We start from the raw sequence: 21,296 nt of genomic DNA on the forward strand, positions 1-21,296 counted from the left end.
CGCCCGACCGAATGAAGAGGACCCACATGGACACACCGGACTTCACCGCGGCCGACCTGTCCCGCCTGGCGTTGTCCGCGCGGTTGCAGGCCCTGTCCGAGGCGCTGCGCCTGGCGGTCGCCGCCCCCGACGGGGAGGAGCCGCTGGCCCCGAGGCTGTGGAGCCTGCTCGGCACCGAGGTCCCGGAGTTGCACGACGCGATCGTCGGCTACCTGCGCGACACCGGCGGATCCTGGCGGGACGTGGCCGACCTGAGCGGCCTGACCGACGAGCAGGCCCGGGAACGCTGGGCCGACGCCGCGACCCCGCACCTCACCGATCCGGCCGCGACCGCCGCCGAACTCGACGCCTGGTACAGCCGGCACGCCCAGCTGGAGCCGCTGGCCCGGGTCCGCGACCCGTTCACCCGGCTGCTCAGCGGGCGCACGCCCCAGGAGCGCCAGTGCCTCGTCTGCGCCAAGTACGCCGGCCTGCCGGTGCCCGCCTGGGCCGGCTTCCCGGTGCCGCCCGGCGGGCACCTCGTCGACGACGGCATCTGGCGGGTGGGCCACGGGCCCACGCCGTACTGGCCGGTCGGCACCCTGCTCATCGAGTCCCACCGGCACTTCCTCGACTACGCCGACTTCACCGACGAGGAGGCGGCCGGCATCGGCACGCTGGTCCGGCGGTTCACCGGCCCGCTCAAGGAGGTGACCGGGGCGCCGCGGATCCACATCTTCTCCTGCATGGAGGGCACCGAACACTTCCACCTGTGGCTGGTGCCCCGCACCGTCGGCGGCGTGGCCGGGCGTACCTTCATCGCGGACCCCGGCTACTGCACGCCGGTGGAGGCCGAGGAGGTGGTCGGCCGCCTCCGGAAGGCGCTGGCGGAGTCGGCGGCGGCCCGATGACCCACCCGATCCCGCCCGGCGCCGGATCGCGGATCCTGCTGGCGCCGGTCACGGTCAGCCCCACCAAGCCGTTGACGCCGACCCACCTGAAGTACCTGCTCTCCCTGGACGTGATCGTCCGGGTCAGCGCGGTCCTCGCCGACGTGACCGTCGCCTACCAGCACGGGGCGTACGCGGGCAGCCAGCAGGTGGCCGGATTCTGGGACCACCTCGACCGGCACCACCCCGGGACGGCGTACGCCGGACTGGACGAGGTCGAGATCGGCGAGCTGTACGTCGCGTACCACCGGACCCCCCGGCTGCCGTTCGCCGCGATCGAACCGACGGTACGCCGTGCCGAGGCCGGTTGGCTCCACCCGGCCAGCGCCCGGCTCCTGGACATCTGGCGGGGCCACTACGAGCTGCTGGGGATGTTCGACCCGGACCTCGGCCGGCACGGGCCCGAGCTGATGGCCGAGGCGGACCTGCTGGACCTGCTCGTCCGCCGGAACCTCTGCATCGACGGCCGTCCGGTGGGCGCTCCGGTGTACCTGGACGCGACAGCGGCGGGCCACCCGCTGCGGGTCGTCCTCGGCGCGGACGGACAACCCAACTACCTGCTCTATCTGCTCCGGGAGCTGGTGCCGCTGCTGGCCGACCACGACCTGGTGGTGCTGGCCCACGACGAGCAGTTGCGCGCCGACTACCAGACGGTGGGCCACGTCCTCACCGCGCTCGGCGCCCGGGTGGTCCGGTTCGAGGTGCCCCGGGTGCCGATCGACGGCGTCAGCACATCCACCCGTTTCGGCGGCTGGCAGGGGTACACCCTGGACGCCATCGCCGACCGGTTCGTCGACGACCACGGCGTCGACGCGTTCCGGCTCGGCCTGCGGCTGTACCTGATCGCCGGCCTCGGGCGCACCGCCCGGGAGAGCTACTCGGCGCACCAACTCAGCCGGTGGATCCGACGCGCGCGGCGACTGCTCGACGTCCACGCCGGTGCGGACGACCACGACGCCGGGGAGCGGTTCCCGGCCGAGCTGTGGGGCACGCTGGTCGCCCGGCGCGGCTACGCGGACCCGTACCGGGTGGCCACCATGCTGATGAGCCGGCAACCCACCGTGCCGGTGGGCGCGCTGCTGGACGTGGTGACCGGCCCGGTCCGCACCCGGGCGACCGTGGGCGGTGCGCGGTGACCGGGACCGCCGGGGCGACCGCCACCGGCGAGCGGGAGCTGCTGGCCGCCGCGGAGTCGCTGGACTTCGCGCGTGCCGTCGACCGGTCCGTGGTGCACCGGCGGAACCTGACCGAGGTGTTCCTGACCGACGTCCGACCGGTCGGCCCGCACGGTTTCGTCGCCGCCGCGCTGCTGCCGGCCGGCCACCCGCACTACACCGGACACACCGGGGCGGCCAACCGGCGGCTCGATCCGCTGCTGCTCGTCGAGTGCTGCCGGCAGGCCGAGACGTACGCCGCCCACGTGCTCTTCGACGTCGAGCCGCGCGCGGCCTTCGTGCTGCGGGGCTGGTCCGCCGAGCTGTTCCGGCCCGGGTTCGCGGCGGTGGTCCGGGACGCGACGTCCGGCCCGACCGAGCTGCGGATGACGGTGACCACCGGTGTCCCCCGTCGGGTGGGGGGCCGGGTGCGGGGGTTGGACTACGAGTTCACCCTCCGGGTCGCCGGTCACCGGATCGGCGTGGTGCGCCTGGCGGTCGGCTACCTGGCCCCGGAGGCGTACACGGTGGTCCGGTCCCGGGGGCGCGGCGGCCCGCCGCCGACGTCGTCCCGGCTGGGCCCGGCGGCCGTCGTCGGCGGGCTGACGGCGCCGGACCGCGTCGGTCGTCGCCGCGCCACCGACACCGTGCTGCTCGACGTGCGGACCGCCGAGCGGGCGGTCACCGCCGGCCTGCGGGTGCCGGTGGAGAACATCAGCTTCTTCGACCACGACCACGACCACGTGCCGGGGATGGTGCTCCTGGAGGCCGCGCGGCAGGTGGCCACGCTGGCCACGGCGCACTGGGGCGGCGACGCGCCGGACCGCACCGTGATGTCCCGGATGGCCGCGTCGTTCGCGGCCTACGCGGAACTCGACCAGCCGGTGACGCTGACCGCGGTACCGGCGGACGCGGCGGACGCGGCCGGGCCGGCGGCGGAACCGGACCGGGCCGGCGGGGCACCCCGACCGGTCGACGTGACGTTCCACCAGGGCGGCGCCGAGATCGCGCGGATGGGTCTCACCGTGGCGCCCGACGCCGACGGCACCTCGACGACGGACCGGGAGCGGGTGGCCTGATGGGGCGAGCGGCGGTGGTCGCCGGGCTGGGCGCCTGGGTGCCCCCGAGGGTCGTCACCAACGGGGATCTCGCGGCGCGCCTGGGCGTCGACGAGGACTGGATCGTCACCCGCACCGGCGTCCGGCAACGCCACGTCATCGCGCCGGGCGAGGCCACCAGCGACCTCGCGGTCGAGGCGGGCCGCCGGGCCCTGGAGTCCGCCGGCGCCGCCGGCGCCGACGTGGTCGTGGTCGCGACCAGCACACCGGACCGGCCCTGCCCGGCGACCGCACCCGAGGTGGCCAGTCGACTCGGCCTGGGCGGCGTACCGGCGTTCGACGTCGCGGCGGTCTGCGCGGGGTTCGTCTACGCCCTGGCGACCGGGGCGGGCCTGATCGCCGCCGGCACCGCGTCGAGTGTGCTGGTCATCGGCGCGGACACGTTCTCCACCATCCTCGACCCGGACGACCGGACGACCCGGGCCGTCTTCGGGGACGGGGCGGGCGCGGTGCTGCTGCGCAGCGGCGCCGCCGACGAGCCGGGCGCCCTGCACGGGTTGAGCCTGGGCAGCGACGGCAGCCGCAGCGACCTCATCGAGGTACGCGCGGGGGGATCGCGCCAACGGTCCACCGGGCTGCCGGTCAAGCCGGAGGACACCTACTTCGAGATGCAGGGGCGGGCGGCCTTCGCCGAGGCGGTCCGCCACATGTCGGCCTCGATCGGACGGACCACCGCACTCGGCGGCTGGGCGACGGCCGACGTCGACCGGTTCGTGCTGCACCAGGCCAACCTGCGGATCATCGCCGCCGTCGCCACCCGGCTCGGGCGGTCGGTCGACCGCTTCGTCACCAACATCGACCGGGTGGGCAACACGGTGGCCGCGTCCATCCCCCTGGCCCTGGCCGACGGTGTCGCGGCCGGCGCGGTACGCCCCGGGCACCGGGTGGTGCTCGCCAGCTTCGGGGGCGGGCTCACCTGGGGGTCGGTGGCGCTCGTCTGGCCGGAGTGCCGGGCGGTAGCACCTCACGGAACTGACCACAGCTAGCGGGAGCACACGGATGAAGGCAATCGAAGACCGGATCATCGACGTTCTGGCGACCCAGTTGAAGCTGGTGCCGGACGGCATCGAGCCGGACATGACGTTCGAGTCACTCGACATCGACTCGCTGGTGATCGTGGAACTCGGGCTGTTGCTCGACGGCGTGTTCGACATCGCCATCGACGACGGCGAACTCACCAACGAGATGACCATCCGGGACGCGGCGCGGCTGGTCGAGACCAAACAGGCGGTCGCCTGATGGCCGAGCACCCCGACGGCTTCGGCGTGGCGGTCACCGGGCTCGGCCTGGTGACGCCGGCCGGGATCGGCGTGGCGGCGAACTGGGAGCGGATCCGCTCGGGTCTGAGCTGCGCGCGGGCCGACGACACCCTCCGTGGCACGCCGACCGCCCTGAGCTGCCGGGTGCCCGGATTCGAGCCGGAGGCCGCGCTCGGCGGCTTCGCGTCCTGGCAACTGGAACGGTTCGCGCAGTTGGCGATCGTGGCCGCCCGGGCCGCCGCCGAGGACGCCGGCTGGCAGCCCGGCGGTTGGGACGGCGCCCGGGTCGGCGTGGTCCTCGGCAACTCGCTCGGCGGGGCCGGCGCCCTGGAACGGCAGCACACCGCGCTGACCGGGGGCGGGCCGCGAAAGGTGTCCCCGTTCCTGATTCCGATGTACATGGTCAACATGGCCGCCGGGTACGTCGCGCTGGACCTGGACGCCCGCGGTCCCAGCCTGGTCACCGCCACCGCCTGCGCGTCGGGGACGACGGCGGTCGGCGTGGCGCGGGACCTGCTCCGCGCCGGGGCCTGCGACATCGTGCTCGCCGGCGGCGCCGAGTCGGCACTGACCCCGCTGGTCGTCGCCGGGCTCGGCCGGATGGGCGCGCTGTCGCGGCGGGCGGACGCGCCGGCCGAGGCGTCCCGGCCGTTCGACGCCGACCGGGACGGGTTCGTGGTCGCGGAGGGCGCGGGCGTGCTCGTCCTGGAACGGATCGAGGACGCCCGGGCCCGGGCCGCCCGGACCCGGGCGGTGGTGCGCGGCTACGGCGCCGCGACCGACGCCTACCACGCCACCGCGCCGGATCCGCGGGGACGCGGGATCGAGCAGGCGTTGCGGGCCGCGCTGGCCGACGCGGGGCTCGACCCCACCGACGTCGACCACGTCAACGCCCACGGCACCTCGACCCCCCTCAACGACGTCACCGAGGGTCGGATGCTGCACCGGGTGCTCGGTGACCGGCCGCTGGTGACCTCCACCAAGGGGGTGACCGGACACACCCTGGCGGCGGCCGGCGCGATCGAGGCCGGGTACACCGCGCTCGCCATCGAACACGGCAGCGTGCCGCCCACCGCGAACCTCGGCCGGCTGGACCCGGAACTCGACATCGACGTGGTCAGCGGCGCGCCGCGACCGGCCCGGATCGACGTGGCGGTGAGCACGTCGCTGGGCTTCGGCGGGCACAACGCCGCACTCGTGCTGACCGCGGCGTGACCGCCGCCCGACCGCACCGACCGACCCATCGGACCGACCGTCTGGAGAAGAAGTGAGCAAACTGGACAAGATCCGCCTCGTCGCGCTCGACAGCGACGGAGTGGTGCTGAACGACACCTACAGCCCGGTGATCGAGAGCTTCGTGACCATGCACGGCGGGGCGTACACCGCCCACGTCGAACGGCACGTCTGGGGTTCGCCGCAACTGGCCGCCGGCCAGAACATGGCCCTGGCCTGCAAACTCCCCTGGACGGCGAAGGAGACCATCGCGGCGTTCTTCGCGCACCGGGAGGAGTACCTGAGGACGCACCCGGTCGAGGTGACCGAGGGCGCCGAGGAACTGCTCGCCACGCTGCGGGAGGTCGACGTGCGCGTGGTGTGCTACGGCGGCCGGAACCGCGAGTACACGTTCGACAGGTACCTCGGCCACCTCGCCGGCTACTTCGACGCGGAGATCCCGTACGTCGACGTCAACGACGTCCGGCCCGGCACCAAGGAGATCGTCCGGGACATCTTCGGCTACGAGTTCGACGAGGTCGTCTTCGTCGACGACATCAACCGGGTGGCCGAGGTCACCAGGGCGCTGGGCGCCGGCTTCATCGGCGTACCGGCCAGCATGCCGCACAACTTCCAGCGGGAGGAGATGGTGGCCACCGGGGTGCGACACCTGGTCGACGACATCCGGAAGATCGACGTCGACCTGCTCCGCACCGTCGACCAGGAACTCGCCGCCGGCACGCACTGGTCGGGCCGATGACCCGATGACGGAACGGACGCTGCGGCCGGTCGCCCTGGGCGCCGCCGGCCCACCGGTCGGCGCGCAGGGACTCGGTTGCATGGGCATGAGCGAGTTCTACGGCCCGAGCGACGTCGAGGAGTCGCGGCGGACCCTCGACCGGGCGCTGGAGCTCGGGGTGACGCTCTTCGACACCGCCGACGCGTACGGGTACGGCCGGAACGAGGAGCTGCTCGGGCCGTTCGTCCGGGCCAACCGGGACCGGGTCGTCATCGCCACCAAGTTCGGCCTGGTCCGCAGCGTGGACGATCCCCGGCACCGGCGCATCGACAACACGCCCGGGTACCTCCGCCGCGCCGTGGAGGCGAGCCTGCGCCGTCTCGGTGTCGACGTCATCGACCTCTACCACGTGCACCGGGTCGCCCCGGCGACGCCGGTCGAGGAGACCGTCGGCGCCCTGGCCGAGCTGGTCGACCGGGGCAAGGTCCGGCACCTGGGGCTCTCCGAGGTCACCGGGGCACAGCTGCGGGCCGCGCACGCGGTGCACCCGATCGCCGCCGTGCAGTCGGAATGGTCGATCTTCTCCCGGGACGTGGAGACGACAGTCGTCCCGACGGCGGCGGAACTCGGCGTGGCGCTGGTGCCGTACGCGCCGTTGGGCCGCGGCTTCCTGACCGGCGCCGTCACCGGCGTCGACCGGCTCGCCCCGGACGACTCCCGTCGGCACATGCCGCGCTTCACCGGTGACCGGGCCCGGCACAACGCCGCGCTGCTCAGCCCGGTCCACCGGATCGCCGCCGCCCGCTCCGTCACGCCGGCACAGGTCGCGTTGGCCTGGGTGCACCAGCGGGCGGCCGTGCACGGCCTGCCGGTGGTGCCGATCCCCGGCACCCGGAGCCCGGCCCGGCTCGCGGAGAACGTGGCCGCGGCCGGTCTCGTGCTCACCGGGGCGGAACTGGCCGAACTGGAGCCGATCGCCGCCCGGGTGGCCGGTTCCCGGGACGCCGGGCTGACCATGTCGGCGGTCCGCCGGGACTGACCCTGTGCCGGCTCCCCGACCCGTCGGGCGGCCTGCCACCGCCACCGCACCCGTCGGCGCTGACGGGTGCGGTGGGGTGGATCCGGCCGGCGGCGCGGTCACGCCGGACGGGCTCCGCGCCGCCGGGCGCTGTGGCCGGCGGCCGGGAATCACCAGGTCACGGGCAGCTTCGACACGCCGTAGACGGCCGCCTCACGCTGGAAGGGAAGCTGGTCGAGCGGCACGGCCAGCCGCAGGTCCGGAATCCGGCGCAGCAGCGTCTCGATGACCGCCTCCATCTGGATCTTGACCACGTGCTGCCCGAGGCATCGGTGCAGTCCGTGCCCGAACGACACGTTGCCGGCGTGGGTCCGGCGCATGTCGAGCGAGTCCGGGTCGTCGTACCACTGCGGATCGAAGTTCGCCGTCGGCAGGTAGACCAGCACCGCCTCGCCGGTCTTGATCTCCTGCCCCCCGATCCGGGTGTCGCCGACCGCGATCCGGGGCAGCCCGGTGTGGAAGTTGGTGCTGTAGCGGAGCAGCTCGCCCAGGCCGCCCGCGATCAGGCTCGGGTCCTCGCGCAGCAACGCCAACTGGTCCGGGTTGAAGAACAGCGCGGCCAGGCCGAGGGAGACGCCGTGCACCGCCGGCTCGTACCCGGCGACGATCAGCACGCGGGCCATGCCGATGATGTCGGCGCGGGTGAGCGCGCCGTTCGCCTCCTGCTCGGTGATGAGGCGGCTGAGCAGGTCGTCGCCGGGATTCGCGGCCTTGGCCTCGAGGACCTCGACGATGACGTCGGTCAGCTCGTCGCTGGCCCCGTCGAGCTTGTCCTGGCCGACGTAGTGGTCGGCGAACGTCGAGGCGACCCGCAGGAAGAGGTCCTTCTCGTACGGGATGTCGAGGATCAGGCACATCACCTGCGCCGCCAGCGGCTCGGCCAGTTCGGCGACCAGGTCGGCGGGCGGCGACTTCGCCAGCAGGTCGTCCACCAGCCGGTCGACGATCTGCTGGATCCGCGGCCGCCACCGGGCCGACGAGCGCTGCGTGAAGTCGGCGTTGACCATGGCCCGCTGCCGGGTGTGCTCCGGCGGATCCATCCGGGCGAACGTCGGGTTGTCCTCGGTGAGCGTCTCCGACCCGGCGCTCAACAGCGGGAAGCCCGGCCGGCGGTTGTCCGCGCTGAGGCGCTCGTCCGCGAGCGCGGCACGCACGTCGTTGCGCCGCGTGATGAACCAGACCTTGCTGCCGTCCCACATGGTGACCTGGCTGACCGGGCTCTCGTCGCGGAGCGTCTGGTACCGGACCGGCGGGTGGAACGGTGACCTGCCGTCGCGCTCGGCCCGGTAGTCGTAGATGTCGGTCACGTCGGTTCCTCTGCCCTCGCTCATGCCCCGCTCCATTCGCCCGCCTCCCCGCAGCCGGAAGACGCGTCGCTGTACACCTGTTCGATCAGCCTCACCGTCGGCACCTTTCGTCCGCATCTCCACCGTTGCGGGGCCTGCGGCGCGGCGCGGGCGACCCGGTCCGGGCCCGACACAGAGCACGATCCATGGAATGCGGCCGCCATCCATATGGGATGGTGGGCGCGCGGCGTCCGAACACGCCGTCCGGTCCGGGCCTCCGCGACGGCAGGAGCATGACCCGGCCGGCGCCACGGTCACGACTGGAGGCAGCACAGCATGGCGCACATCGATCTCGGGATCGACGAGAAGCAGTTCCCCGGCATCTCCGGTCCCATGCGGTACCGCCCGGAGACGGCGAAGCCGCTCAACGAACTGGCCGAGGTGCTCCTGCGCGCCCCGCACACGCTCCCGGCCGGGGAACGCGAACTGATCGCCGCGTACGTCTCGGGACGCAACGAGTGCAATTTCTGCTGCGCGTCGCACTCGGCGTTCGCCGCCGCGCAGCTCGACGACGGCATGACCCTCGTCGACCAGGTCCGCGCGGACCTCGACAGCGCGCCGATCTCGGCGAAACTGCGGGCGCTGCTGAGGATCGCCGGCGCGGTCCAGATCAGTGGCCGCAACGTCACCCCCGAACTCGTCGCCGACGCCCGCGCCCAGGGCGCCACCGACCTGGAGATCCACGACACCGTCCTGATCGCGGCCGCGTTCTGCATGTACAACCGCTACGTCGACGGCCTCGGCACCTTCGCGCCCGAGGGGCCGGACGCCTACTCCGAGACCGCCCGCCGGATCATCGAGGTGGGCTACGGATCGTCCGCTCCGCTGCGGTCGACCACCGCGCCGACGAGCTAAGCACGGACGAGGAAGACCACATCCGGTCCCCCTGCGACGGTGAAATAGGCGGGCATCATATCGAACCCGTCAACCACGCAGTTGGAGGGACCAATGGGCCGAAAACGCTCGCTACTCGGCGCCGCGGAGCAGTACCAGGCGGACATGGTCGACCGGCTGGGCATGCTCGTCTCCTGCGAATCGGCGCCGGGCTCGCTGCCCCACCTCGCCTGCTGTGCCGACCTGCTCGCCCGCTGGGGCGAGCAGGTCCTCGGCCGGCCCGCCCAGCGGGTCGAGATCGACGGCCTGCCGCACCTGCTGTGGCCGGCCGTCGATCAGCGCGTGCTGCTCCTCGGCCACTTCGACACCGTGTTCCCGGTCGGCACCGTCCGGTCCCGGCCGTTTACCGTCCACGGGGACGTCGCGACCGGCCCCGGCGTGTTGGACATGAAGGCCGGCATCGTGCAGATGTTCACGGCGCTGCGCCTGATCGAGGACACGTCGGCGGTGGGCGTGCTGCTCACCTGCGACGAGGAGACGGGTTCCGGCACGTCCCGGCCGCTCATCGAGCGAGAGGCACGGCGCTCGGGTGCGGTCCTGGTCTGCGAGGCGGCCACCCCCGAGGGGCACCTGAAGGTGGCCCGCAAGGGCGGCTCGGTCTACCGCCTCACCGTCTCCGGCCGGGCCGCCCACGCCGGCGTCGAACCGCAGCGCGGGGTCAACGCCACGGTCGAGGTCGCCCACCAGGTCCTCACGTTGGGCCGCATCGGCACGGCGGACAGCGACGGCACGTCCGTCACGCCGACGCTGCTCTCCGCCGGCACCACCACGAACACGGTGCCCGACTCCGCCTGCCTCGCCGTCGACGTGCGGGCCTGGACCCGGCACGAACTCGAACGCGTGGACCACGCCATCCGCGGGCTCGCGCCGGTCCTGCCCGAGGCGACGCTGGACGTGCAGGGCGGGATCAACCGCTATCCGATGTCCCCGGAACTCGCCCGCCCGCTGCTGGAACTGGCCCGGTCGGTGGCCCGGCAGATCGGCGTCCCGAGCCCCGACGGCGCGTACGCCAACGGCGCGTCCGACGGGAACTTCACCGCCGCGATCGGGGTGCCGACCCTCGACGGCCTGGGTGCGGTCGGCGGCGGGGCGCACGCCGACGACGAGTACGTCTGCCTGGACCGGATGCCCGAGCGGACGGCGCTGCTGGCCGGCCTCGTCGACACGCTGTCCATCGTGGAGCGAATCGTGCCGTCACCGGAGGACGACATCCCGTAACCTGCTCTACGTCGGCGAACGACCGGCAGCGAGGGGTCGGCGGCGTGGTGACTTCGGAACAGGGCGTGCCAACCTCCGTACCCCGGCTCGGTGTCGAGGAGGAGTTCCTCGTCGTCGACGCCGCGCACCGCGGGGTCGTGCCGGAGGCGGCCACCGTCGTCGACCGCGCCCGCCCGGCCCTCGGCCCCCGGGTCGACGGTGAGATCACCAAGTTGCAGGTCGAGACCCGGACGGACCCGTGCCGGAGCCTCGACGTGCTGCACGCGCAACTCGTCGACGGACGGGCCGCGATCCAGTCCGCGGCCCGGTCCGCGGGCCTGCGGGTGATCGCCAGCGGCTCGCCGGTGCTCGGTCGCGCGGTGCCGCCACCCGTCACCGAGGGGCCCCGCCAGGACCGGGGCACCGCCACCTTCCGGGGGCTGCACGACGAGCTGGCCATCTGCGCCCTGCACGTCCACGTGGAGCAACCAGACCGGGACCGCGCCGTGCTGATCGGCAACCACCTGCGCCCGCTCCTGCCGGTGCTCCTCACCCTCACCGCCAACTCGCCCTACTGGTCCGAGCGGGACACCGGCTACGCGAGTTGGCGCACCATCACCTGGGGGCGCTGGCCGGTGGCCGGCCCACCGCCGTACCTGACCTCCGCGAAGCAGTACGACGACCACGTGGACGCGCTGCTCGAAGCGGGCGCGCTCGTCGACCACGGCACCGTCTTCTGGGACCTCCGCCTGTCGACGAGGCACCCCACGATCGAGGTGCGGGTGGCCGACGTCCCGCTCACCGCGCCCGAGTCCGCGGCGTTCGCCGCCCTGGTGCGGGCGTTGACGGTCGTCGCCGGGAAGGCCGTCGACCGGGGCGACGAAGGGCCACGCCCGGCCCCCGAGCTGATGCGACTGGCGTACTGGCGGGCCGCCCGGGACGGGATGGGCGGCCAGGGCGTCGACGTCGCCACCGGCCGCCCCCTGCCGGCGGCGACGCTCGCCGAGCGGCTGGTGGAGCGCGCCCGGCCGGCGCTCGACGAGGCGGGCGACCGCGAGCGGGTGGAGGGCTGGCTGGCCGGGCTCGCCCACGGCGGTGACGGCGCGACCCGCCAGCGGGACGCCCGGGCGCCGCGCGGGCGTCTGACCGACGTGGTCGACACGATCGCCAGGCACACCGCGCCCGAGCGCGAGGAGCGCACCTCTGAGTAACGACACGGCGGCCACCGCCGGGACATGCTGGACGCACCTGATCAGGGAGGTTCCAGGTGAACGACACGAGCCTGCTGCCCACGGTCCCCGTCCGGCACCGTCGCCGTCCGCCGGCGGACATGGTGCGCGAGGCGGAGGCGTTCGCCGATCGGATGGCCCAGCGCCGCTCGGTGCGCGACTTCTCCGGTGACCCGGTGCCCGCCGGGGTGGTCGAGGCCGCGATCCGGGCCGCCTCGACCGCGCCCAGTGGCGCCAACGTCCAGCCGTGGCGCTTCGCCGTCCTGACGGATCCGGTCCGCAAGCGCCGGCTGCGCGAGGCCGCCGAGGCCGAGGAGCGGGCCTTCTACGACCGCCGCGCCTCGCCGGAGTGGCTGGCGGCGATCGCCGGGATCGGCACCGACTGGCGCAAGCCGTTCCTGGAGACCGCACCGGTCGTCATCGTCGTGTTCGAGGTCCATCAGGGACCGAACAGCCCGAAGCCGTACTACGTCAAGGAGTCCGTCGGCATGGCGGTCGGCGTGCTGATCACCGCGCTGCACCACGCCGGCCTGGCCACCCTGACCCACACGCCCAGCCCGATGCGGTTCCTCAACGAGGTGTGCGAGCGTCCGCCGGAGGAGCGTCCGTACGTGGTGATGCCCGTCGGGTACCCCACCCCGGACGCCCGCGTCCCCGACCTGACCCGCAAGCCGCTCGACGAGGTCATGGTCTGTCGGTGAGGTCCTCGGTCAGGAAGTCGACCAACGGCCCGACGTGCCGGTCCGGGCGTCGCCACTCGGCCAGCAGGTCCTCCAGCAGATGCTGCTCGGCGAGCAGTTCGGCGCCGCGGTAGCGGCGGATCACCGGGTGGATGAAGGCGCTCTCCCGGGCCCGGTCGGGTGTCGGGTGCCGGTCGATGGCGAAGACGTCGCCGTAGTCGTCGCGGCCCCACCGCAGCGCGAGCGTGTACCAGTGCGTGGCGGTCCCGAAGCGTTCGACGGCGTAGTCCTCCGGCAGGTCCTCGTAGTGGTGGAAGTCGCCGGTCACGTCGTCGCGGACGAAGACGTCGCAGAGGTACTCGAACTGCGTCCACAGCGCCGAGGACCAGTTGACCCGGTCGAGCATCAGCTTGGTCAGCGACGCGGCGTCCGCCGGCGTCGTCGCGTACGGCAGCGGCACGTCGTCGTACCGCTCCCGCAGCATCCGGGTGAACGTCCGGAGGTTGTACCGGAATCCGTCGATGAACGGTGAGGACGCGTGTTTGACGTCCCGGTCCTGGGCGATGGTGCCGGCGAAGTACAGGCCGTCGACGTTGCGCGACTGCCAGTCCGGGCGCAACCCGGGCATCCGACCGTCGCGCACCATCTCGGGACGGCACGACTCGTCGAACATCGACGTGTCCATCCGGAAACCGGTGCACCTGAGCACGGTGTGGTAGTCCAGCTCGGCGGTCTCCCCCTCGGCGTGGGTGTACGTGATCGACACCCGGAACCGCCCGTCGACGGGCCGGATCTCGTCGATCGTGCAGTCCAGCACCGAGTGCAGCGTCTTGAACTGGTAGCTGTCCAGGATCGCGCCGTACTGGCCCCGGACGTCGCCCGGATGCTTGGTGTTCCACGCCAGTCGCAGCGGCTGCCGGCTGGCGAGGTGCACCATCGAGGCCCGGCCGAGGATCGCCGACGCGGTCTCGAAGGCGGAGTTGCCCTTGCCGATGATCAGCACGCGTTGGCCGTCGTACGCGGTGGGATCGACGACCATGTCCTCGTACCCGACGGCATGTTCGATCCCCTTGATCGCCGGCACGAACGGCCGGCCCCAGCCGGTCGCCACGATCAGGCAGCCCGCGCGCACGTCGCCCCGGTCGGTGCGCACGGTGAAGCCGTCGCCGGTCCGGGTGATCCGTTCGGCCGTCGTGCCGTAGCGGACGTTGAGCTGGTGCACCCGCTGGAACTCGGCGAGGTAGCGCACCAGGTCGTCGGCCGCCGGCAGGTACTCCTCGCTGAATCGCGGGAAGAGCAGGTCCGGCGCGTCGTTGAGCAGCGAGTTCCAGTCCCAGCGCAGGCGGATCTCGGGGTCGGTGCTGTCGGTGTGCACCTTGTTCAGGGAGATGAGGCGACGGTGCCGCGGGAACCGTCGGAAGAACCCGCCGGGGGCGTCACCCCGTTCCAGCGTCAGGTAGTCGGCGCCCTGCCGCTGGAGGTAGTAGCTCAGTTGCAGGCCGGCAGGCCCCGCCCCGACGATCACGTACCGGTGTTCGCTGCTGACCATGCCGCGCCCTTCGACGGAGAGGTGATTCCATCGACCATGGAATGTGGAGCGAGGCGTGTCAATGCCGGACGGGTTCCGCGTCGCCCTCACCGGTCGGCGCGGTCGGTGCAAGGGCCGCGGGCGGGGTGGCCATCCGATGGTTCTGGCCGGGAACCCGGAAGTGGTGGAACGTGACGGTGGCGCTGAGGTCGAGCGCGTGCACCCAGTGCCACCAGCCGACGGGGATGAGCAGCATCTGGCCCGGTTCGAGGATGGTCTCCAGCACGGTGGCCTCGGCGTAGCGGGGATGCCGGTCCAGGTCGGGCCGGGCCGCGTCCACCGCGCTGAACGTCCCGCCGCGCGGATAGACCAGGTGCCGCTGGTACGACGGAACCAGCCGGACGTGCTTGCGGCCGAGCACCTGGCAGAGCAGCACGGTGCTGTTGTCGACGTGCAGCGGGGTCACCGTGCCGGCGGGGCCGAGCAGCAGGTGTCCCCCGCCGGCGGGATCGACGAGATGGCCCGGTGGCCGCACGTCCTCGGCGAGCGCCCGCAGCGAGCCGTTCCAGTTCTCGTTACGGGGCACCATGTAGTAGTCGTTGGTGCGCGTGCCGGAGCTCAGCAGCATCAGGTAGTCCCGGAACGGCATGGTGGTGCGGTGCCGGTCGTACTGCCAGGCGTGGTCGGGGTTGGCCTCCCGGCCGGTCATCACCTCGACCACCGCGTCCGGGCACCGGCGGGCCATCGCGTCCAGCGTCCAGTTCCGCGCCGGCCAGTCGGCCATCAGGCCGTCGAGGACGACCGGACGGTTGGCGTAGTAGTAGCGGCCGAAGAACTCCGCCGCGGTGAGGTCGGTGCGCCGTTCCAGCTCACGACCGCCGTCGTCGTCGCGCAGCACCCGGTAGGTGTCGAGCACCGACTCCATCCAGTCGTGACGCAGCGCGAGCCGTCGGCAGACGGCGAAGTACGGGTGCGCCTCCAGGGCCGCCAGTTCCGCGTCGACGGCGTCAGGATCCGCACCCGCGGCGACGGCCGCCGCCCGGGCCTGCCCGGCGGCGACCCCCATCGCCAGGTTCTCGGCGAGCCACTCCCGCCAGGCGGGAAGCAGGCCCGGCGCGGCGGCCACGGTCACCGGACGACCGCCAGACGCACCGGCGCCGGCGGTACGGTCTCGTCCGCGCCGGCCACGGTCGGCGGCGGGGTGAGCCGGGGCGCCCGGGTGTACTCGGAGCAGTTGACGTAGGAGTTCTTCACGTGGGCCGGGATGTGGTCCGGCGTGGTATCGGTCATGCCGCGTAGTCAATCGCCGCGCCGTCCCGTCCACCAGGGACGCCGGTCCCGGCCGACCCGGGACGACGACACCTGACCGGACGGTGGAGGTCCCGCGTCCCGCCCGGATGGGACATCCACACCTGGCCGACGGGACACCATCGGACGCAGGCTGCGCTGCGCGTCCACCGACCCCCGGCGGACGCGGAGCGATCCGGAGGAAACCCAGTGGGTGTGATGGTGTGGGCTCCCCGCCGCCGACGGCGGTGGCGGGCGCTGGTAGCCGCGGTCGTGGCGGCGGTGGTGGTGATGTCGCCGACGCCGGCCGTGGCGGCGGAGGACCCGGTCGACTTCCAGGCGGCGAAGTTCCACGACGGCGTGTTCGCCGCCTACCTGCGAGCGCACAACGGCGGCGTCGCGGGCCTGAAGAACCTGGTGCTCACCGCCGAACTGCTGGACTGGCGGGAGCGCAACCCCGGCTCGTCCCGCGACGACGTGGTGCGGCACCTGGTCGCCACGCGGCAGGCGGTCAACGCGGCGGGCATCTCCGACACCACCGCCCGCACCACGTACGCCACCATGATCAAGGTGATCGACGCGCTGTCCGGCATCCCCGGGGTCAGCATCGGCGCGCCGATGGTCAAGGGGCTGCTGGACGCCACCGTCGGCGGCACGATCACCGCCTCGGCCGAGGTCGAGGACGCGGTGACCAGCGCCTACCAGAACTACCGGTGGATGGACGCGCTCTACGCGCAGCAGGAACGCGCGTGGGGCCAGCTCACCCGGGCGGCGGCCCAGGACGCGGACCTCGCGGCGGCCTGGGACGGGGAGATCGGCGCGCAGCTCAACGTGCGCGCCACCGCGACCACCGAGCAACTGCTCGCCGACCCGCTGCTCGCCTCCTTCGTCAACACCGAGGCGATCCTGGAGCACCTGGGCAACGAGCAGGCCTACCTGGCGGCGCTGCGCGCGCAGCTCAGCGGGGCGCTGGACCAGGTCGCCGCGCAGAACTCGCAGATCATCGACAAGCTGGCCGCCGCGGACCTGAAGTATCCGGTCGGTCCCGGCCCGAAGCCGACGCCGCAGGACTACACGGCCGCGCTGGCCGAGGCCGCCAACCGGCAGGTGGCGATCGACGCCGCCGACTCCGCGGTGACGATCCTGGCCACACTCGCCGGGTTCGCCGACGCGAAGGCCGGCAAGGACGTGCTGGCGATCGGCAAGGCCGCGGTCGGCATCGCCACCGCCATCAACAAGTACCTGCCGACGGTGGCCGGGCTCAGCCTCAGCGACGCCATCGGGTCGCTGAGCACGGTGGTGCTCACGGGCAACGTGCTGGGCGCGGTGATGACGCTACTGCCGATCTTCATGGGTTCCGGCCCGAGCGAGCACGAGCTGGTGATGCAGGAGATCGGCAAGCTGCGCGAGCAGGTCGGCGAGCTGCGTGCCGAGATGCACGAACGGTTCGACCGGGTGGAGGCGATGCTCTCGGCGATCTACGACGACGTCATGTCGGTCCTGCTGAAGATGCGCGACGACATCGGCGTAGTGATGCGCGACATCGAGGCGATCAAGCACCAGATCTACGGCCTGGAGACCAAGGTCGACCAGCTCAGCCTCTCGATGCAGGAGGCGCTGAAGAAGAACGCGCTCGCCGACGCCGAGTACGTCATCAACACCTTCGTCGGATACAAGGCGCGCACGGGACGTACCCTCTCGGTGGCCCAGTACGACGAGACGGAGGGCAAGCTGTTCACCGCCGCCACCTCCACGGCCGCGGGCGCGCCCTTCGTCCTCACGCCGGCCGAGTGGTCGCAGTCCACGATCGAGCCGGTGAAGGTGCTCGACGAGAAGACCCCCTACGGGGCCATCGACTACCTGTCCTACCTGGCCCGGAGGTGGGATCCGGGGTATCCGGCCACGGTGAAGACGCCGCACGCCGGGGCTTGGACGATGTCGACCCGGCCGTTCACCGCGCTGGCGTTGGAGAACCCGACGCTGGCCGGCGACATGATCGGCGACGACTCCTTCGCCGCCCGGATCGGCCGCTCCGGCCAGCAGATCCTGGACGCCAGCAGCCGGTTCAGCCGGCCCACCGCGGACGGGCACCGCAACGCGTTGTTCACCGGCCTGGTGGAGAACTACAAGAGCGCGGTCAACGCCCAGTCCGCCGAGCTGCGCAAGCTGCGCGACGAGGCCACCGGCGGCGGCTACAACCCGTGGTACGGCCCGGACCAGGCGCCCCCGACGCGGCTGACCAACACCCGCTCGTACTGGGCCGCCGACAAGGAGCACAACTACAACGCGGACGCCAAGATGTCGAGCTGCGACCCGGCGCATCCGCTGCCTCGGGTGCGCATCCCGGCCAACGTGAACCTCGGCGACCTGCCGAACGCGTTCCAGCTGCTCAGCCACGGCACGAACAGGCAGTTCGAGCCGCACTTCCAGATCTGTTACGACGCGGAGCTCGTCAACCACACGACCACCACCGGGCCGCGCGCCGAGATCACCAAGGCCGACCTCCAGTTGACCGTGCACGCGCAGATGAGCGTCAACCAGGGCGGCTTCTGGATGGACGTGCGGACCTGGCGCAACACCAAGAGCGCCGGCATCGTCTGCTCGTGGAGCACCCGGGACAACCCGCCCACCGGCTACTGCTACGACGAGGTCTACTACATGACCTACAACGACGAATCGGTGCACCTGCCGGCGTTCGAGACGGGTGCGCGCTCGGCCGACAACCCGGAGCGGCTGACCATCGCCCGTACGCTGGGCGACCGGATGTTGTGGGGCAAGCAGAAGCGCTACTACCAGTTGGTCAACCAGAGGTTCGGCGACCCGACCTCGGAGCTCCGCAAGGCCGGCAACAAGGTCACCGAGGCGTTCCGGCTGCTTCAGGCGTACACCAAGCTCGGCTTCCCGGTGGCGTTGGACTCCGACGCCTCGCTCAGCGGCTATCTGCTCGGCGGGAACCTGCTGCCGAGCGGCTACCGCCACCCGGGCGCGCCGGTCGGGCGGGAACTGCCGGACACGCACATCGGTCGGGCGTACGAGATCGCCGAGGCCGACTACGCGCCCTGTACCCAGCCGATGCCGGGTGACCCGTGCCCGGAGTCGATCTCCGAGATCGACCCCCGGGTCGGGCAGGCGCCCATCTTCAACACGGCGTGCTCGGGCGCGGACAGCCCGAACTCGCCCAACGAATATCTGGGCAACTGCATCCACGCGGTCGCCATCGAACGGGCGGGTGAGCTGGCGGCGGTCTACGAGACGTACTCGCAGCGTCTCGCCGCGAACGTCTACCGGGAGCGGTTGCCCGACGTCGCCACCGTGGTCGACCAGCTGAAGGTCAGCGGCAAGGCCGTCGCGCAGAGCTGACCCCCGGACGACGGGCCGGTCGCCACGACCGGCCCGTCGTCCGGCTCACGCCGTTTCGGTGGTCCCGCCGACGGCACCGGACTGACACAGTGGACCCGACATGTCGAACGCACCCGGGACGCGGCGGTGGGCCGCGTGGACCGTCCTCGCCCTCACCGCCCTGCTCAGCCTCGGCGCGGTCGCCGCCTGGTCCGTGGCGACTCCCCCGTTCACCGCCACCGGGCTCTACTCCCTCGTCGACCTGCTCGACGGCCTCGTCTACGGGGCGGTGGCCTGGTTGATCCTCAGCCGGCAGCGCACCGGCAGCCGGCTGCCCGGTGTGATCGCCTGCGCGGCGGCGCTGGGCAGCGCGCTGTCCGCGTGCGTCGCCCAGTGGCAGCTCGCCGTCGGCGGACCACCGCTGCTGGCCGTCCTGCACCACGTGGCCTGGGTGCCCGGCCTCTACGCACTCGTCGTGGTCATGCCCTGGTTGCTGCCTGACCGGCCACTCGGCCGCCTCGACCGACTCGCCGCCGCCACCGGTCTCGGCTACGTGGCGTTGACGACGGCCGTGCTCGCCACCGCGCCACCGCCGCTGGGGGCGCTCCCGCTACCGCCCGAGCTGCGCGAGGTTCGGGCCGCGCTGCTGCGCCCGCTGGCGCCGGTCCTGTCGTGGGCGCTTGTCGGTCTCGGCCTGCTGGCCTGCGCCGGGTTGGCGTGGCGGTGGCGGCGGGGTCCCGCACCGCAGCGCCACGGCCTCGGCTGGGCGACCGCCGGCAGCGCGCTGCTCACCCTCAGCTTCGCCGCCTCCCTCCTGCCACCCGTTGTCCCGTCGACCGTGCCCGCGCTGCTGATGCTCGCCTCGCAGGCGTTCTTTCCCGCCGCGGTGGCGGTGGTGGTGCTACGCCAGCAGTTGTGGGGGCTGCGGGTGGCCGTGCGCCGCACCCTGGTCTGGTATCTGATGACCGCCGTGGTGATCGCCGGCTACTGTGCCGCGGTGGCCGTGCTCGACCGGTTGCTGCCGCGTGCGCTGCCGCTGCCGCAGCTCGTCGTGACCGCCGCGCTCGCGGCGGCCTTCCAGCCGATCCGCCAGGCGGTGCAACGACGGGTCGACCGGCTCGTGCACGGCGAGGCGCCCGAACCGCTGCTACAGCGGGTGGTGCACAGCGTCGGCAGCACCACCGACATCGGCGCGACGATCGCCGCCGCACTGCGGCTGGCCGAGGTACGCATCACCGAGCACGGCCCACCACCCCCACCCCACGACCACGGCCCTCCGGTCGCCGTGCCGCTGACCAGCGGCGACCGACTGGTCGGCTACCTGCACGCCTGGCCCCGGCCCGGCGAGCTGCTCGACGGCCGGACCCGTGAGTCGCTCGCCGTCCTCGCGCCGGTGGTCGCCGCCGTGGTGGACCTCGCCGGCACCAACCGGGACCTGGCCCGGTCGCGGCAACGGCTGGCGGAGGTACGCGACGAGGAACGCCGCTCCCTGCGCCGGGACCTGCACGACGGCCTCGGCCCGGCGCTGAGCGGCATCGGGTTGGGGCTGGCCGCCACCCGCAACCTGCTGCGCCGCGACCCGGACCGGGCGGAGGACCTGCTGGACCGGTTGACCGACGAGCTGACCGCACGCGCGGCGGAGGTCCGGGAACTGGCACACGGTCTGCTGCCCCCGGTGCTCGCCGACGGCGGCCTGGGCCCCGCCCTGGACCTGCTCCGTGACCAGTACGCGCGGGCCGGTCTCCACGTCGTGGTGCACGGACCGGCCGCCCTGGACCCGCTGCCGGAGCTGATCGCCACCGCCGCCTACGGCGTCACCGCCGAAGCGATCCGTAACGTACAGCGGCACGCCGGCGTGGACCGGTGCACCGTTTCGCTGGACCGGCTGCCCGACCTGTTACGCGTCACCGTCACCGACGACGGTCGGGGCGTGCCGGCCGGGCCCACCAACCACGGGGTCGGCCTGCATGCCATGCGGGAGCGGGCACAGGCGGTGGGTGCGACCCTGACCGTGGGACCGGCCGGGGCCCGCGGCACCACCGTCTGCCTGACGATCCCCCTGGAGCGGCCGTGAGCGACAACCCGATCCGCGTCGTCGTGGTGGATGACCACCCGGTCTTCCGACTCGGCATGAGCGCGTTGCTCGACACTCTGGTCGGCATCGAGTGCGTCGGGGAGGCCGCCGACGCCGCCGACGCTCGCACCCTCGTCGCCCGGGTACGCCCCGACGTGGTGCTGATGGACCTGCACCTCGGCCAGGGCTCCGGGATCGAGGCGACCCGCCTGCTGCGCCGTGACCACCCGGCG

General features: G+C 72.9%; 19 protein-coding genes. 15 read left to right on the forward strand and 4 right to left on the reverse strand.

Annotation, left to right across the window (positions count from 1 at the left end):
• Window positions 1–26 precede the first annotated feature (26 nt).
• From TPA0908_RS27005 to TPA0908_RS27040, 8 genes are read left to right on the forward strand one after another with little or no spacing between them, the layout of a single operon-like run.
• Window positions 27–890, forward strand: coding sequence for an HIT family protein (locus TPA0908_RS27005; RefSeq protein WP_281942561.1), 864 nt, complete (start codon window positions 27–29; stop codon window positions 888–890).
• Complete coding sequence (locus TPA0908_RS27010) at window positions 887–2,065, forward strand: hypothetical protein (protein WP_281942562.1); 1,179 nt, start codon at window positions 887–889, stop codon at window positions 2,063–2,065. Before TPA0908_RS27005 ends, TPA0908_RS27010 begins: the two co-directional genes overlap by 4 nt.
• A complete protein-coding gene (locus TPA0908_RS27015) occupies window positions 2,062–3,162 on the forward strand; it encodes an AfsA-related hotdog domain-containing protein (protein ID WP_281942563.1) in 1,101 nt (366 codons plus the stop codon). The genes TPA0908_RS27010 and TPA0908_RS27015 overlap by 4 nt, the downstream gene beginning before the upstream one ends.
• Window positions 3,162–4,187, forward strand: a complete 1,026-nt coding sequence (locus TPA0908_RS27020) for a beta-ketoacyl-ACP synthase III (RefSeq protein ID WP_281942564.1) — start codon at window positions 3,162–3,164, stop codon at window positions 4,185–4,187. The genes TPA0908_RS27015 and TPA0908_RS27020 overlap by 1 nt, the downstream gene beginning before the upstream one ends.
• A gap of 13 nt (window positions 4,188–4,200) precedes the next feature.
• Window positions 4,201–4,440 (forward strand): acyl carrier protein, encoded by a 240-nt coding sequence (locus TPA0908_RS27025; protein ID WP_281942566.1) that lies wholly within the window; start codon window positions 4,201–4,203, stop codon window positions 4,438–4,440.
• Complete coding sequence (locus TPA0908_RS27030; RefSeq protein WP_281942568.1) at window positions 4,440–5,675, forward strand: beta-ketoacyl-[acyl-carrier-protein] synthase family protein; 1,236 nt, start codon at window positions 4,440–4,442, stop codon at window positions 5,673–5,675. The genes TPA0908_RS27025 and TPA0908_RS27030 overlap by 1 nt, the downstream gene beginning before the upstream one ends.
• Window positions 5,676–5,727: 52 nt before the next feature.
• Entirely contained in the window at window positions 5,728–6,432 is a 705-nt protein-coding gene (locus tag TPA0908_RS27035; protein WP_281942571.1) for an HAD family hydrolase, read from the forward strand.
• 4 nt (window positions 6,433–6,436) lie between these two features.
• Window positions 6,437–7,450: an aldo/keto reductase gene (locus TPA0908_RS27040; protein WP_281942573.1), complete on the forward strand. Its 1,014-nt coding sequence runs from the start codon at window positions 6,437–6,439 to the stop codon at window positions 7,448–7,450.
• A gap of 149 nt (window positions 7,451–7,599) precedes the next feature.
• Here the strand turns inward: TPA0908_RS27040 and TPA0908_RS27045 are convergent, their stop codons facing one another.
• On the reverse strand, window positions 7,600–8,820 hold the full coding sequence (locus TPA0908_RS27045; RefSeq protein ID WP_281942575.1) for a cytochrome P450: 1,221 nt from the start codon (window positions 8,818–8,820) through the stop codon (window positions 7,600–7,602).
• Window positions 8,821–9,111: 291 nt separating this feature from the next.
• Between TPA0908_RS27045 and TPA0908_RS27050 the strand changes: the two genes are divergently transcribed.
• The 4 genes from TPA0908_RS27050 (at window position 9,112) to TPA0908_RS27065 (ending at window position 12,856) form a co-directional block, all read left to right on the forward strand.
• Window positions 9,112–9,690, forward strand: coding sequence for a carboxymuconolactone decarboxylase family protein (locus TPA0908_RS27050; protein WP_281942577.1), 579 nt, complete (start codon window positions 9,112–9,114; stop codon window positions 9,688–9,690).
• Between the two features lie 93 nt (window positions 9,691–9,783).
• Entirely contained in the window at window positions 9,784–10,947 is a 1,164-nt protein-coding gene (locus TPA0908_RS27055) for a M20 family metallopeptidase (protein ID WP_281942579.1), read from the forward strand.
• Window positions 10,948–11,012: 65 nt separating this feature from the next.
• Window positions 11,013–12,137 (forward strand): carboxylate-amine ligase, encoded by a 1,125-nt coding sequence (locus tag TPA0908_RS27060; protein ID WP_281942581.1) that lies wholly within the window; start codon window positions 11,013–11,015, stop codon window positions 12,135–12,137.
• 119 nt (window positions 12,138–12,256) lie between these two features.
• Window positions 12,257–12,856, forward strand: coding sequence for a nitroreductase family protein (locus tag TPA0908_RS27065; protein WP_281942720.1), 600 nt, complete (start codon window positions 12,257–12,259; stop codon window positions 12,854–12,856).
• On the opposite strand, the gene TPA0908_RS27070 is transcribed toward TPA0908_RS27065, so the two are convergent.
• Genes TPA0908_RS27070 through TPA0908_RS27080 form a run of 3 tightly spaced genes read right to left on the reverse strand, consistent with a single transcriptional unit; the run spans window position 12,840 to window position 15,653 of the window.
• A complete protein-coding gene (locus TPA0908_RS27070; protein WP_281942583.1) occupies window positions 12,840–14,384 on the reverse strand; it encodes an NAD(P)-binding domain-containing protein in 1,545 nt (514 codons plus the stop codon). The genes TPA0908_RS27065 and TPA0908_RS27070 overlap by 17 nt on opposite strands.
• 58 nt (window positions 14,385–14,442) lie before the next feature.
• Entirely contained in the window at window positions 14,443–15,495 is a 1,053-nt protein-coding gene (locus tag TPA0908_RS27075; protein WP_281942585.1) for a cupin-like domain-containing protein, read from the reverse strand.
• Window positions 15,492–15,653, reverse strand: a complete 162-nt coding sequence (locus TPA0908_RS27080; RefSeq protein ID WP_281942586.1) for a hypothetical protein — start codon at window positions 15,651–15,653, stop codon at window positions 15,492–15,494. The genes TPA0908_RS27075 and TPA0908_RS27080 overlap by 4 nt, the downstream gene beginning before the upstream one ends.
• A 207-nt stretch (window positions 15,654–15,860) precedes the next feature.
• On the opposite strand from TPA0908_RS27080, the gene TPA0908_RS27085 reads away from it, so the two are divergent.
• The 3 genes from TPA0908_RS27085 to TPA0908_RS27095 all read left to right on the forward strand — a co-directional run.
• The gene (locus tag TPA0908_RS27085; RefSeq protein WP_281942588.1) at window positions 15,861–19,010 is read left to right on the forward strand and encodes a hypothetical protein; all 3,150 of its coding nucleotides are present in this window, start codon (window positions 15,861–15,863) and stop codon (window positions 19,008–19,010) included.
• A gap of 100 nt (window positions 19,011–19,110) precedes the next feature.
• Window positions 19,111–21,063 (forward strand): sensor histidine kinase, encoded by a 1,953-nt coding sequence (locus TPA0908_RS27090; RefSeq protein WP_281939313.1) that lies wholly within the window; start codon window positions 19,111–19,113, stop codon window positions 21,061–21,063.
• Window positions 21,060–21,296: response regulator (locus tag TPA0908_RS27095; RefSeq protein WP_281942591.1), on the forward strand; the 237-nt coding region annotated here is incomplete at its 3' end. The genes TPA0908_RS27090 and TPA0908_RS27095, both read left to right, overlap by 4 nt.

The organism is Micromonospora sp. AKA38 (assembly GCF_027925725.1).
Lineage (GTDB): Bacteria > Actinomycetota > Actinomycetes > Mycobacteriales > Micromonosporaceae > Micromonospora.

What these genes read in the sequence shown, in the direction of transcription:
- TPA0908_RS27005 (WP_281942561.1), top strand. Translation starts at nt 27, where the DNA reads ATGGACACACCGGACTTCACCGCGGCCGACCTGTCCCGCCTGGCGTTG.
- TPA0908_RS27010 (WP_281942562.1), top strand. Translation starts at nt 887, where the DNA reads ATGACCCACCCGATCCCGCCCGGCGCCGGATCGCGGATCCTGCTGGCG.
- TPA0908_RS27020 (WP_281942564.1), top strand. Translation starts at nt 3,162, where the DNA reads ATGGGGCGAGCGGCGGTGGTCGCCGGGCTGGGCGCCTGGGTGCCCCCG.
- TPA0908_RS27025 (WP_281942566.1), top strand. Translation starts at nt 4,201, where the DNA reads ATGAAGGCAATCGAAGACCGGATCATCGACGTTCTGGCGACCCAGTTG.
- TPA0908_RS27030 (WP_281942568.1), top strand. Translation starts at nt 4,440, where the DNA reads ATGGCCGAGCACCCCGACGGCTTCGGCGTGGCGGTCACCGGGCTCGGC.
- TPA0908_RS27040 (WP_281942573.1), top strand. Translation starts at nt 6,437, where the DNA reads ATGACGGAACGGACGCTGCGGCCGGTCGCCCTGGGCGCCGCCGGCCCA.
- TPA0908_RS27045 (WP_281942575.1), bottom strand. Translation starts at nt 8,820, where the DNA reads ATGAGCGAGGGCAGAGGAACCGACGTGACCGACATCTACGACTACCGG.
- TPA0908_RS27050 (WP_281942577.1), top strand. Translation starts at nt 9,112, where the DNA reads ATGGCGCACATCGATCTCGGGATCGACGAGAAGCAGTTCCCCGGCATC.
- TPA0908_RS27055 (WP_281942579.1), top strand. Translation starts at nt 9,784, where the DNA reads ATGGGCCGAAAACGCTCGCTACTCGGCGCCGCGGAGCAGTACCAGGCG.
- TPA0908_RS27065 (WP_281942720.1), top strand. Translation starts at nt 12,257, where the DNA reads ATGGTGCGCGAGGCGGAGGCGTTCGCCGATCGGATGGCCCAGCGCCGC.
- TPA0908_RS27070 (WP_281942583.1), bottom strand. Translation starts at nt 14,384, where the DNA reads ATGGTCAGCAGCGAACACCGGTACGTGATCGTCGGGGCGGGGCCTGCC.
- TPA0908_RS27080 (WP_281942586.1), bottom strand. Translation starts at nt 15,653, where the DNA reads ATGACCGATACCACGCCGGACCACATCCCGGCCCACGTGAAGAACTCC.
- TPA0908_RS27090 (WP_281939313.1), top strand. Translation starts at nt 19,111, where the DNA reads ATGTCGAACGCACCCGGGACGCGGCGGTGGGCCGCGTGGACCGTCCTC.